At 65.1% G+C, this 11,903-nt stretch carries 13 protein-coding genes; 11 read left to right on the plus strand and 2 right to left on the minus strand.

Annotated features, from left to right (window positions below):
* Positions 1-18: 18 nt before the first annotated feature.
* The 3 genes from rplU (at position 19) to K408_RS0110180 (ending at position 1,518) form a co-directional block, all read left to right on the plus strand.
* Positions 19-405 carry a 50S ribosomal protein L21 gene (gene rplU, locus K408_RS0110170; protein ID WP_024338899.1) on the plus strand — a complete coding sequence of 129 codons (387 nt, stop codon included), beginning with the start codon at positions 19-21 and terminating at the stop codon, positions 403-405.
* A 102-nt stretch (positions 406-507) separates the two neighbouring features.
* On the plus strand, positions 508-777 hold the full coding sequence (gene rpmA / locus K408_RS0110175) for a 50S ribosomal protein L27 (protein WP_024338898.1): 270 nt from the start codon (positions 508-510) through the stop codon (positions 775-777).
* A gap of 147 nt (positions 778-924) precedes the next feature.
* Positions 925-1,518 (plus strand): GNAT family N-acetyltransferase, encoded by a 594-nt coding sequence (locus K408_RS0110180; RefSeq protein ID WP_024338897.1) that lies wholly within the window; start codon positions 925-927, stop codon positions 1,516-1,518.
* A 37-nt stretch (positions 1,519-1,555) separates the two neighbouring features.
* Here the strand turns inward: K408_RS0110180 and K408_RS0110185 are convergent, their stop codons facing one another.
* Entirely contained in the window at positions 1,556-2,470 is a 915-nt protein-coding gene (locus K408_RS0110185) for a DMT family transporter (protein WP_024338896.1), read from the minus strand.
* Between the two features lie 267 nt (positions 2,471-2,737).
* On the opposite strand from K408_RS0110185, the gene K408_RS0110190 reads away from it, so the two are divergent.
* The 3 genes from K408_RS0110190 (at position 2,738) to K408_RS0110200 (ending at position 6,184) form a co-directional block, all read left to right on the plus strand.
* Positions 2,738-3,220 (plus strand): MaoC family dehydratase, encoded by a 483-nt coding sequence (locus K408_RS0110190; RefSeq protein ID WP_024338895.1) that lies wholly within the window; start codon positions 2,738-2,740, stop codon positions 3,218-3,220.
* An 84-nt stretch (positions 3,221-3,304) separates the two neighbouring features.
* A complete protein-coding gene (gene obgE / locus K408_RS0110195; protein WP_024338894.1) occupies positions 3,305-4,345 on the plus strand; it encodes a GTPase ObgE in 1,041 nt (346 codons plus the stop codon).
* A gap of 204 nt (positions 4,346-4,549) precedes the next feature.
* The gene (locus tag K408_RS0110200) at positions 4,550-6,184 is read left to right on the plus strand and encodes an alkaline phosphatase family protein (protein ID WP_024338893.1); all 1,635 of its coding nucleotides are present in this window, start codon (positions 4,550-4,552) and stop codon (positions 6,182-6,184) included.
* Between the two features lie 78 nt (positions 6,185-6,262).
* Here K408_RS0110200 and K408_RS0110205 read toward each other — a convergent pair whose 3' ends face one another.
* A complete protein-coding gene (locus tag K408_RS0110205) occupies positions 6,263-7,228 on the minus strand; it encodes a Bug family tripartite tricarboxylate transporter substrate binding protein (protein ID WP_024338892.1) in 966 nt (321 codons plus the stop codon).
* A 189-nt stretch (positions 7,229-7,417) separates the two neighbouring features.
* Between K408_RS0110205 and proB the strand changes: the two genes are divergently transcribed.
* The 5 genes from proB (at position 7,418) to rlmH (ending at position 11,878) form a co-directional block, all read left to right on the plus strand.
* On the plus strand, positions 7,418-8,539 hold the full coding sequence (proB, locus tag K408_RS0110210) for a glutamate 5-kinase (RefSeq protein ID WP_024338891.1): 1,122 nt from the start codon (positions 7,418-7,420) through the stop codon (positions 8,537-8,539).
* Between the two features lie 202 nt (positions 8,540-8,741).
* The gene (locus K408_RS0110215) at positions 8,742-10,037 is read left to right on the plus strand and encodes a glutamate-5-semialdehyde dehydrogenase (protein WP_024338890.1); all 1,296 of its coding nucleotides are present in this window, start codon (positions 8,742-8,744) and stop codon (positions 10,035-10,037) included.
* A gap of 19 nt (positions 10,038-10,056) precedes the next feature.
* Positions 10,057-10,701, plus strand: coding sequence for a nicotinate-nucleotide adenylyltransferase (locus tag K408_RS0110220; RefSeq protein ID WP_024338889.1), 645 nt, complete (start codon positions 10,057-10,059; stop codon positions 10,699-10,701).
* Positions 10,702-10,927: 226 nt separating this feature from the next.
* Positions 10,928-11,284 carry a ribosome silencing factor gene (gene rsfS, locus K408_RS0110225; RefSeq protein ID WP_024338888.1) on the plus strand — a complete coding sequence of 119 codons (357 nt, stop codon included), beginning with the start codon at positions 10,928-10,930 and terminating at the stop codon, positions 11,282-11,284.
* A 111-nt stretch (positions 11,285-11,395) separates the two neighbouring features.
* Positions 11,396-11,878, plus strand: a complete 483-nt coding sequence (rlmH, locus tag K408_RS0110230; RefSeq protein WP_024338887.1) for a 23S rRNA (pseudouridine(1915)-N(3))-methyltransferase RlmH — start codon at positions 11,396-11,398, stop codon at positions 11,876-11,878.
* Positions 11,879-11,903: the final 25 nt, after the last annotated feature.

The raw sequence follows: 11,903 nt of genomic DNA on the forward strand, positions 1-11,903 counted from the left end.
ACACGAAGGAAAAAAACGATGTTCGCAGTCATCAAAACCGGCGGCAAGCAATACCGCGTCGTGCCGGATGATGTCCTGGAAGTAGGCAAGATCGAAGGCGAAGTCGGCTCGATCGTGCAGCTGAATGAAGTTCTGGTGGTCGGCGGCGACACGCCGGTGCTGGGCGTTCCGACGGTCGAAGGTGCCTCCGTCGCGGTCGAGGTGCTCGACCACAAGCGCGGCCCCAAGGTCATCGCGTTCAAGAAGCGCCGCCGCAAGAATTCGCGCCGCAAGCGCGGCTACCGCGACGAGATCACCGTGCTGCGCGTCAGCGAGATCCTGACGGACGGCGCCAAGCCCACCAAGGGCCCGCGTCCGAAGAAGGAAAAGGTGGCCAAGGAGCCGGCAGCGGAAGCCGCCGAGTAGACAGAATTGATCACGCCAATTCACGAATTGATGCGTGAGACGTTTTGAAATGATTCCGTCAAGGAATTGACCTAGACATACGCAGGATTTCGGAGACGAGCCATGGCTCACAAAAAAGCAGGCGGTTCATCGCGTAACGGACGCGATTCCAAGGGCAAGCGCCTCGGTATCAAGGCGTTCGGCGGGGAGGTCGTCACTCCCGGCAACATCATTGCGCGTCAGCGCGGCACGACCTGGCACCCCGGCCTTAATGTCGGCATGGGCACGGACCACACTTTGTTCGCCAAGATCGAGGGTCGTGTTGCGTTCCAGGCCAAAGCCAACGGCCGCACCTTCGTATCGGTGCTCCCGATCGCCGAGGCGGCTGAATAGACGGTGGATCAAATTGGAGTCCGCCGGTCCCGACTGAACCGGCGGAGTCCTAGAGATCGCAAGAGATCGAAGGCTCCAGGGGAGGCGGGAAACCGGCCTCCCCTTTTCATTGCTCACATTGACTTAGTGACTTTCACGGAGCCGGACATGTTGCAGGATTTCTCGAGCGTGACCTTGCGTGAGGCGAGACCTGATGTCGTCGCCACCGAGCGGCTGACCTTGCGGCGGCCCACTCTCGCCGACGTCAGGACCATCGCCCGGCTCGCCAACGACCGCCGCGTCGCCGAGAACACGCGCCGCCTGCCGCATCCCTATTCCCAGGACGACGCCGCCGACTTCATCCGCGCCACCGCCGAGCTCGGCAGCGAGACCGTGTTCCTGATCGAGCACGATAACGGGCCGGTCGGCATGGTCGGCATCGACTGCTCCACACCGGGCAATGCCGAGCTCGGCTACTGGCTCGGCGTCGAGCATTGGGGCCGGGGCTTTGCCACCGAGGCCGCGCGCGGCGCGATCGACTTCTTCTTCGAGGAGTTCGAGGACGAGCATCTCTATGCGGGCGCACGCGTCACCAATCCGGCCTCGCGCAAGGTGCTGGAGAAGTGCGGCTTCCAGTGGAGCGGCGTGCAGCTGCACCGCTTCCTGGCGCTGGGCTCCTCGACGCCGGTCGACTGCTTCCGCCTGTCACGCGGGGTGTGGGCGTCGCTGAAGAGCTGGAGCAGCGCAAGACGGGTGAGGTAGGGCGCCAATCACCCTCCCCTCCGGGGGAGGGTAAGAGCTACGCCGGCGGATTCACGTCCGCGGTCTCCCGCCCCAGATCCCGCTCCCGCAAGAAGATGTAGAACCCGGCTCCGATGATGATCGCCGCGCCGACGAGTGTCGCGATCGACGGGACGTCGCCGAACACGACGAAACCGAAGATCACGGCCCAGACGATCATCGAATATTGGTAGGGCACGACAACGCTGGCGGGCGCGAGCTTGAGCGAGCGGTTGACGCAGAACAGCGCCGTCACCGAAACCAGCCCGGCGGCAGCGAAGATCACGAGGCTGCCAGGCGTCGGCGGCACCCAGTTGAACGCCGACAGGACCGCGCCCAACGAAAACGTGCCGACGAATTGCGAGGACGCCATCACGATATCGGGCGTCTTGCGCAGGCTGCGCGTGATCAGCATCAGGGTCGCAAACGACAGGCTGCCGCCGAGCGCGATCAGCGCCGGCAGGCTGACGGTCTGCGCCGACGGCCGCAGCGCGATCAGCACGCCGCAGAAACCGATCAGGATCGCGGTCCAGCGCCGCCAGCCCACCTTCTCCCCCAGGAAGATCGCCGACATCGCGGTGACGAAAATGGGGCCGGCGAGATAATAGGTGATGACGTCCGCGAGCGGCAGGTAAACCGTCGCAAGGAAGAAGGCGGCAACCTCCAGCGTCGACAGCACGACGCGAACCATCTGCAGGCCCGGCCGCTCCAGATGCAGGAACTGGTGACGCTGCGTCCAGATCAGCGGCGACAGCAAGAGCAGCGCGGCGCAGGCACGCAGAAACAAGAGCTGCCCCACCGAGTAGGTCCCGACCAGGAACTTGCCCATGGCGTCGCCGAACGAGAACATGAAGATCGACAGCACCATCAGTGCGATGCCGGCCAGCCGCGCGGAACGGTCGTCATAGGCGGAGAGTGATTTGAACAGGGGCATGACGAAACACGAATTCGGGGATCGTCATTGCGAGGAGCTCTTGCGACGAAGCAATCCAGACTGCTTCCGCAGCGGCAGTCTGGATTGCTTCGCTGCGCTCGCAATGACGGGGAGAGCGCGTCAGGAATCGGCTGGTAGTGGTGCTTGCCATCGTTTTAGTGACGTAAGCACCAGGGGCAAGCCCACTTCCGCCGAATTGAACGCATTGTCGCACTGCGCGTGGCGCGATACGGATCGCAATCCGAAAACGCGACGATGGTGCAGCGCATGACCGACTTCGATCCCACCCAGCATCGCATGATCCCCACGCAGCGCTGGTTCGAGGATTTCGTCCTCGGCGAGCGTTTCGTGCTGCCGAGCCGCACCCAGACGTCGGCGGTGTTCGCCGCATTCCAGACCGCGAGCGGCGACACCCATCCGGTGCACTATGACGTCGAATATTGCCGCAGCCGCGGCATGCCGCATCTGCTCGCCCACGGCTTCCAGACCTTGATCCACACCGCGCCCGGTGCCGGCCTGTTTCCATTCATGGTCGAAGACTCCCTGGTCGGCTTCCTCGAGCAGTCGAGCCGGTTCCTCAAGCCCGTCTACGCGGACGATACGATCTATCCGGCGCTCGAGGTCACCGAACTGGTGCCCGGACGCACGACCGGCGCCGTGACGCTTCGCAGCACCGTGTTCAACCAGCGCAAGGAGCTGGTGCTGGAAGGCATGCAGAAATTCCTGATCCGGCGGCGGCCGGCGGGTTAAGCAAGCGGCGAAATCGCCAGAAATTCGGCCGATTGGCAGGGCGCTCGGGTTGCCGCGCGGGACTGGCTGGCCTACCTATGGCCCATGAAATTCCTCGACGAAGCAAAGGTCTATATCCGCTCCGGTGACGGCGGGAACGGCTGCGTGGCGTTCCGCCGCGAGAAGTTCATCGAATTCGGCGGTCCCTCCGGCGGCAATGGCGGGCGCGGCGGCAACGTCATCGTCGAGGTCGCCGACGGCCTCAACACGCTGATCGACTACCGCTACCAGCAGCATTTCAAGGCCCAGAAGGGCGAGAACGGCTCGGGCTCGGACCGCCACGGCGCCAACGGCAAGAACATCGTGCTCAAGGTGCCGGTCGGCACGCAGATCTTCGACGAGGACCGCGAAACGCTGATCCACGACTTCACCAAGGTCGGGGAGAAGTTCGTGCTGGCCGAGGGCGGCAATGGCGGCTTCGGCAACGCACATTTCAAGTCGTCGACCAACCGCGCGCCGCGCAATGCCAATCCCGGCCAACCCGGCGAGGAGCGCTGGATCTGGTTGCGGCTGAAGCTGATCGCCGATGCCGGCCTCGTCGGCCTGCCCAATGCCGGCAAGTCGACCTTCCTCTCCAAGGTCAGCGCGGCGAAGCCGAAGATCGCCGACTATCCCTTCACCACGCTGCATCCGCAGCTCGGCGTCGTGAATGCCGACGGCCGCGAATTCGTGCTGGCGGATATTCCCGGCCTGATCGAAGGCGCGCATGAAGGCGCCGGCCTCGGCGACCGCTTCCTCGGCCACGTCGAACGCTGCCGCGTGCTGCTGCATCTCGTCGACGCGACGTGCGAGCACGCCGGCAAGGCCTACAAGACCGTGCGCAATGAGCTCGACGCCTATGGCGGGCAGCTCACCGACAAGATCGAGATCGTCGCGCTGAACAAGATCGACGCGGTCGAACCGGAGGAGCTGAAGAAGCAGAAGGAGCGCCTCAAGCGCGCCGCCAAAAAGACGCCGCTGCTGCTCTCCGGCGTCACCGGCCAGGGCGTGAAGGAAGCCTTGCGCGCATTGGCCGAGGTGATCGGCGAAAGCCCGGTCTCCGCCAAGGCCAGGAGCGCGGCGGAAGCGGAGCCGTGGTCGGCTTAGTCGAGCGACGCTCTCTCCACATCTCCCCCCCCCACCGGGGAGAGGTCGATTTGGGTAGCAAATCGGGTGAGGGATTGGCTCCTCTGCGAGACACCGCAAACCCTCACCCGGCGCTACGCGCCGACCTCTCCCTCCGGGAGAGGTTGTCTTAGTGCCATCGATAGAGCAGCATCCAGCAGATAAGTATCGGGCGGAGATAGACGCATGGCGCGCGCGAAGAACGTTCTCTGGATCATGTGCGACCAGCTTCGCTATGATTATCTCGGCTGCACCGGTCACCCGACGCTGAAGACGCCGAACATCGACGCCATGGCCCAGCGTGGCGTGCTGTTCACCAAGGCTTACGTCCAATCGCCGATCTGCGGCCCATCGCGAATGTCGTTCTACACCGGGCGCTACATGCGCTCGCACGGCTCGCACTGGAACGGCTGGCCGCTGCGCGTGGGTGAGCCCACGCTGGGCGATCACCTCAAGAAGATCGGCGTCCGCAACGTGCTGGTCGGCAAGACCCACATGGCACCCGACCTCGAAGGCATGAAGGCGCTCGGCATCCCACCGGAGTCGATCATCGGCGTGCACGTCGCCGAATGCGGCTTCGAGCCGTATGAGCGTGACGACGGCCTGCATCCCACGGGACGACCGCGTCCGAAATACGATGAGTATCTGCGCAGCCAGGGATTCGAGGCCACCAATCCCTGGGAGCATTGGGCCAATTCAGGAGCGGCGGAAGATGGTTCGCTGCAGAACGGCTGGCTGCTGGTGCATGCCGACAAGGCCGCGCGCGTGCCGGACGAGCACTCCGAAACGCCCTACATGACGCGGCGCGCGATGGACTTCATCAGCGAGGCCGAGGCCGATGGCCGGCCGTGGTGCCTGCATCTGTCCTACATCAAGCCGCACTGGCCCTACATCGCGCCGGAGCCCTATGCGAGCATGTATTCGACTGGTGACGTGATTCCGGCGATCCGCTCCGAGCGCGAGCGGCAGAATCCGCATCCGGTGTTCGGGGCGTACATGGACATGCGCTATTCCCGCAACATGGCGCGCGATGATGCCCGCGAGAAGGTGATCCCGACCTATATGGGACTGATCACCCAGATCGACGACCAGATGGGCGTGCTGATGAAATTCCTGGAGGCGCATGGCCTGCTGGAAACCACCATGATCGTGTTCACCTCCGACCACGGCGATTATCTCGGCGATCACTGGATGGGTGAGAAGGACCTTTTCCACGAGCAGTCGGCGAAGATTCCGCTGATCATCGTCGATCCCTCGCAAGAGGCTGACGCCACGCGCGGCACGCGCAGCGATGCGCTGGTCGAGGCGATCGATCTCGCGCCGACCTTCGTCGATTATTTCGGCGGCAAGGTGCCCGGCCACATCCTCGAAGGACATTCGCTATTGCCGCTGCTGCGTGGTCCGACCCCGAGCGATTGGCGCAAGGTCGCGTTCTCCGAATACGACTACGCCATGCAGGACGTGCGGCTGAAGCTGAACCAGCCGATCGAGCGCTGCCGCCTGTTCATGGTGTTCGACGGCCGCTGGAAATACATCCACGCCTCCGGCTTCCGCCCGATGCTGTACGATCTCGATACCGATCCGCAGGAATATGTCGATCGCGGCGACGACCCGGAATGCGCCGGCGTCATCGCGCGGCTTCAGGCCGAACTGTTCGACTGGGCGCTGCATCCGAGCGGCCACATCACGACACCGCGCGAGAAGATCGCAGCTTATGCGGATAACCAGCTGCAGGTGAAGGGCGGCATCTTGATCGGCATCTGGGACGAGAAAGAGCTCGCCGCGATCAAGGACGGCATCGCACAGCGCGCGAAGATGTGAGCGGAGGAAGGCTCTCTCCATCGTCATGCCCGGGCTTGACCAGGGCACGACGCCTGAGTGTGTGGCGCCGCGTGAGACTCAATTCTCGATCTTGTATCCGGTCGCCTTCACGATCGGCTGCCACAGCGCGATGTTCGCTGCGAGCTCCTTGGTCAATCCCTCCGGCGCCGAGCCGACCGGGATGAGACCGATTGCCGTGAGCTTCTCCTTCACCTCGGGCTTGGCGAGTGCGGCGCTTGCGGCGGCGCCGATCTTGCCGGCGAACTCCGGCGGGCTGCCGGCGGGAAGCCACATGCCGTACCAGGCGTCGGCAACGAGATCGATGCCGCTCTGCCTCAGGGTCGGCACGTCGGGCGCAAAGGGTGAACGCTCCGCGCTCGACACCGCGATGATCTTCACGCCCTTGGCGCGATGCTGCGGCAACGCATCGGCCAATGTCGTGATGCCGAACGAGATATGACCGCCGACGAGATCGTTGAGAATGGGCGCGCTACCGCGATAGGGCACGCGAGTCAGGGGAATGCCCAGATCCTTCTCGAGCTTGGAGCCCATGAAATGCGGAATGGTGCCGTTGCTCGGCACCCCGAACGAGGTCTTGTCCGGATGTGCCTTCAGCCAGGCGACGAAGCTCTTGAAATCCGGGGCATCGACGCCCGGGCCGATCACGACGGCGAATTCGAACCGCGCCAGCAGCGACACCGGCATGAAGTCCTTGGCCGTATCGAAGCTCGGTGTCTTCTCCACCATCGGCAGCAGGTACATGGTCGGCCCGGTCGTCACCAGCACCATGCTGCCGTCGGGGCTCGCCCCTTTCACGGCCTTGATGCCGATCAGGCCATCGCCGCCGGTGCGGTTCTCGACCACGACGGTCCGCTGCAGCAACGGCGCCATCTCCTGCGCGATCAGCCGGCACAGCGTGTCGCCGCCGGCTCCCGCTGCAAACGGGAAGATGATCTTCGTCAGCCCCGCCTGCGCCTGCGCCTCACTCGCCCGCGCCAGCAGCGGCAGACCAAGACATCCGGCCATGAATTTGCGGCGATCCATCGTTCCCTCTCCGGCTCGTTTTGATTGACGGCAATTAGAGCCTCGCGAGACGCCCGACACAAGGCCGGCATTGGGGGCGGTTACCTGGCCTGCCGCCTTGCGCCGGTCGTCGTCCTGCTGCAAAAGCAGGGCTCATCGGCGCCGCCCATCGCTCCGCCGTTTCCAGAGCAGTCCCGTCCTGTTAGCGCCATGGCCAGCCCCGAACTCAGTCAATTCCGCCGCATCGTCGTCAAGGTCGGCTCTGCGCTGCTGGTGGATTCCGACAGGGGTGAGGTGCGGGCATCCTGGCTCGCCGCGCTCGCCGACGATATGGCCAAGCTGCACAAGGAAGGGCGCGACGTCCTCGTGGTCTCCTCCGGCTCGATCGCGCTCGGCCGCAGCCGGCTCAAGCTGCCGCGTGGCCCGCTGAAGCTGGAGGAGAGCCAGGCCGCGGCCGCGGTCGGCCAGATCGCGCTGGCGCGGATCTGGTCGGAGGTGCTCGGGGCGCACGGCATCGGCGCCGGCCAGATCCTGGTGACGCTGCAGGACACCGAGGAGCGCCGCCGCTATCTCAATGCGCGTTCCACCATCGGCAAGCTGCTGGAATGGCGCGCCATCCCCGTGATCAACGAGAACGACACCGTCGCGACCACTGAGATCCGCTACGGCGACAATGACCGTCTCGCCGCGCGCGTGGCCACCATGGCGAGCGCCGATCTCCTGGTGCTGCTGTCCGATATCGACGGCCTCTACGACGCGCCGCCGAAGAACAACCCGAATGCCAAGCTCATTCCGGTGGTCGAGAGCATTTCCTCGGAGATCGAGGCGGTGGCCGGAGACGCCGAGTCCGAGCTGTCTCGCGGCGGCATGCGGACCAAGGTCGAGGCGGCCAAGATCGCGACCACAGGCGGCACGCATATGCTGATCGCCTCCGGCAAGATCGAGCATCCCTTGCAGGCGATCGCCGATGGCGGCCGCTGCACCTGGTTCCTGACGCCGGCGAATCCCATCACCTCGCGAAAGCGGTGGATCGCGGGCTCGCTGGAGCCAAAGGGCACGCTGACGATCGACGCCGGCGCGGTTGCCGCGCTGCGCGCGGGGGCGAGCCTGCTGCCGGCGGGCGTGATCAAGGTCGAGGGCCAGTTTGCCCGCGGCGACGCCGTGGTCGTGCGCGGCCCCGACACCAGCGAGATCGGCCGCGGCCTGATCGCCTACGACGCCGACGACGCCGAGCGGATCAAAGGCCGCTCCTCCCCGGACGTCATGGCCATCCTCGGCATCAGCGGGCGATCGGAGATGATCCACCGGGATGATCTGGTGGTGGGCGGATAAGGCCTTTGCCCCGTCATTCCGGGATGGTCCGAAGGACCAGACCCGGATCCCGAGATTCCAGGTTTGATGCTCCGCATCCCCCGGAATGACGGCGCACTGACCGAGCCAGCCCGCCGCCGGGGAACCAGCCATACCCTGCCTACCCTTCGCAGACGCGGGATTTCCGTGCTAGGACACCGCCTTAGCAGAAGGTTGAACCCCCATGGCCGCTCCCCTCAAAGCCGTCGACGGCAATGCCGATCTTCAGGCGCTGATGTCCGATCTCGGAACCCGTGCCCGCGCTGCCGCGCGCGTGCTGGCGCTGGCGCCGCCGGAGCAGAAGAACCGGGCGCTGGAAGCCATGGAGCGGGCCATCCGCGCCAATGCGACGGCCATTCTCGCCGCCAATGCCGAGGACGTCGCCGAGGCCCGCGCCTCCGGCAATGCCACCTCCGCCTTCATCGACCGCCTGACGCTGACGCCGGCGCGGGTCGAGGGCATGGCCGAGGGCATCGGAATCGTGCGCGGCATCGCCGATCCCATCGGGGTCGTCACCGAGAGATGGCAGCGGCCGAACGGCATGAGCATCGAGCGCGTGCGCGTGCCGCTCGGTGTCGTCGGCGTGATCTTCGAGAGCCGTCCCAACGTCGCGGCCGACGCCGGCGTGCTGTGCCTGAAGGCGGGCAATGCCGTGATCCTGCGCGGCGGCTCCGACAGCTTTCGCTCCTGCCGCGCGATCCATGACTGCCTAGTGCAGGGCCTGCGCGAGGCCGGCCTGCCCGAAGCTGCGATCACGCTGGTACCGACGCGCGATCGCGCCGCGGTCGGCATGATGCTGTCCGGCCTCGATGGCGCCATCGACGTCATCGTGCCGCGCGGGGGGAAAAGCCTCGTTGCGCGCGTCGAGCAGGAAGCGCGGGTGCCCGTGTTCGCGCATCTCGAGGGCGTCAACCACGTTTATGTCGACGGCAGCGCCGACCTCGCGATGGCAAAGTCGATCGTGCTCAATGCCAAGATGCGTCGCACCGGCGTCTGCGGCGCGGCCGAGACGCTGCTGGTCGATCGCGCCGCGGCCGGCAAGACCTTGAAGCCGCTGGTCGAGATGCTGCTGGATGCCGGCTGCGAGGTGCGCGGCGACGAGGCCGTGCAGAAGGCCGACGCGCGCGTGAAGCCTGCCAGCGAACAGGATTGGGACACCGAATATCTCGACGCCATCATCGCGGCGAAGGTGGTGGACGGCGTCGACGGCGCCATCGCGCACATCCAAAATCACGGCTCCCATCACACTGACGCCATCGTGAGCCAGGATGAGGTCGCCGCGAAGAAATTCCTCAGCGAGGTCGATTCCGCGATCGTGCTGCACAACGCTTCGACGCAGTTCGCCGATGGCGGCGAGTTCGGTTTCGGTGCCGAGATCGGCATCGCCACCGGCCGTTTCCACGCCCGCGGTCCGGTCGGCGCCGAGCAGCTGACGAGCTTCAAGTATCGCGTCCACGGCACCGGGCAGACCCGGCCGTAGACGTCGCGAGGCGCGCGCATTGAGCAACACATTCCTCGTGCCGCGTTTCGCGGCGCAAGCGATCCCGCCCCACATGCCGGGCATGCGCATCGGCCTGCTCGGCGGATCGTTCAATCCGCCGCATCAGGCCCATCGCGCCATCAGCCAGTTCGCGCTCAAGCGCCTGCAGCTCGACCGTGTGTGGTGGCTGGTCACACCGGGCAATCCGCTGAAGGAGAACGGCACGCTTCATGAGCTCGGCGCGCGCATGCAAGCCGCGCGCGAGGTCGCGGACGATCCCCGCATCGCGGTGAGCTGTCTCGAATCCGTCATTCGCACGCGCTACACTATCGACACGATCAACACCCTGCGCCGCCGCCTTCCGGCTCTGCGCTTTGTCTGGATCATGGGCGCCGACAATCTCGCTCAATTCCACCGTTGGCAGGACTGGCGGCGCATCGCTGGCCAGGTGCCGATCGCAGTCATCGACCGCCCCCCGCAGAGTTTTCGCGCGCTCGGCTCGCCCGCCGCCCAGGCGCTAGCGCGCTACCGCCTACCCGAAGGCAAGGCAGCACTGCTTGCAGACCGGCCGGCGCCGGCCTGGGTGTTCCTGACCGGATTGAAGCTGAACCTCTCCTCGACAGGCCTACGGAACCCGGACGGGAGTTGGAAAGGTACGAAGTGAGACGAAGTGTGCGGGCTGGGGCGCTCTGGCATATTGAAACCCTTAACCCCACATGATGTAGTGTAACCAGTGAGCGCCGGATTCGGCGTTCGCGATACAGTGAAAGGAATGGTCCCTGACCGCATCTGTATTGTCCAAGTCGACTTCCACGAAGCCAGCTTCGACGAAGTCTGTTTTACCCAAGGTTGCCAAGCCGACGCGTAAAACATCGACCAAAGCTGCGGCCTTGAAGGCGCAACCCGACGCCGACAAGACGCTGAGCCTGATCCTCTCCCGCCTCGAGGACATGAAGGCGGAAGAGACGGTCACCATCGACCTTCGCGGCAAATCGGCGTACTCCGACTACATGATCGTCACCACCGGCCGGGTGAACCGGCACGTCGGCGCGATCGCGGAAAACGTCACCAAGAGCCTCAAGGAAAACGGCATCAAGAACATCCATGTCGAGGGCTTGCCCAATTGCGACTGGGTGCTGATCGATTCCGGCGACGTGATCGTGCACGTGTTCAGACCCGAGGTCCGCGAATTCTACAATCTCGAGCGATTGTACACGCAGGGCCCAGGGGCGGCGAAGGCGATCTAGGCTCATCGAGCCGATTTCGAATCGGCTGACGCGCATGCTAGCGTCGTGCGCGCGCCCGATGCGCGCGACCTTGAAAACACGACGCTGAAAGCGTCGCCTTTAGAAGACGTCATGCGTGTTGCTGTCATTGCGGTGGGCCGGCTGAAGCAGGGCCCCGAACGGGAGCTTGCCGACCGCTATTTCGAGCGGTTCGACGACGCCGGCCGCAAGCTCGGATTCCGCGAGCTCAGCATCCACGAGATCCCCGAAAGCCGCGCGCGCGACACCGCGACACGGATGGCCGAAGAGGCCGCGGCGATCTCGGCGCATATTCCGGAGAAATCGATCCTGGTGGCGCTGGACGAGCGCGGCCAGAACCTCGAATCCACCGTATTCGCACGGCATCTGTCGCGCTGGCGCGACGAGGGTGCCGGACATACTATCTTCATGATCGGAGGGGCGGACGGACTTTCGCCCGAATTGCGCCGTAAGGCCAAGCTCGCGATCGCGTTCGGCTCTGCGACCTGGCCGCACCAAATGGTCCGCGTCATGCTTCTGGAACAGCTTTATCGGGCCGCCACCATTCTGGCCGGCCACCCCTATCACCGCGCGTGACACGCGCCACGACGAGCACCTTTGC

The organism is Bradyrhizobium sp. in8p8, from assembly GCF_000426845.1.
Taxonomy (GTDB): domain Bacteria; phylum Pseudomonadota; class Alphaproteobacteria; order Rhizobiales; family Xanthobacteraceae; genus Bradyrhizobium; species Bradyrhizobium japonicum_C.

Excerpts from the sequence above, each read along its gene's own strand:
- rplU (WP_024338899.1), top strand. The coding sequence starts at position 19 with ATGTTCGCAGTCATCAAAACCGGCGGCAAGCAATACCGCGTCGTGCCG.
- rpmA (WP_024338898.1), top strand. The coding sequence starts at position 508 with ATGGCTCACAAAAAAGCAGGCGGTTCATCGCGTAACGGACGCGATTCC.
- K408_RS0110180 (WP_024338897.1), top strand. The coding sequence starts at position 925 with ATGTTGCAGGATTTCTCGAGCGTGACCTTGCGTGAGGCGAGACCTGAT.
- K408_RS0110185 (WP_024338896.1), bottom strand. The coding sequence starts at position 2,470 with ATGCCCCTGTTCAAATCACTCTCCGCCTATGACGACCGTTCCGCGCGG.
- K408_RS0110190 (WP_024338895.1), top strand. The coding sequence starts at position 2,738 with ATGACCGACTTCGATCCCACCCAGCATCGCATGATCCCCACGCAGCGC.
- obgE (WP_024338894.1), top strand. The coding sequence starts at position 3,305 with ATGAAATTCCTCGACGAAGCAAAGGTCTATATCCGCTCCGGTGACGGC.
- K408_RS0110200 (WP_024338893.1), top strand. The coding sequence starts at position 4,550 with ATGGCGCGCGCGAAGAACGTTCTCTGGATCATGTGCGACCAGCTTCGC.
- K408_RS0110205 (WP_024338892.1), bottom strand. The coding sequence starts at position 7,228 with ATGGATCGCCGCAAATTCATGGCCGGATGTCTTGGTCTGCCGCTGCTG.
- proB (WP_024338891.1), top strand. The coding sequence starts at position 7,418 with ATGGCCAGCCCCGAACTCAGTCAATTCCGCCGCATCGTCGTCAAGGTC.
- K408_RS0110215 (WP_024338890.1), top strand. The coding sequence starts at position 8,742 with ATGGCCGCTCCCCTCAAAGCCGTCGACGGCAATGCCGATCTTCAGGCG.
- rlmH (WP_024338887.1), top strand. The coding sequence starts at position 11,396 with ATGCGTGTTGCTGTCATTGCGGTGGGCCGGCTGAAGCAGGGCCCCGAA.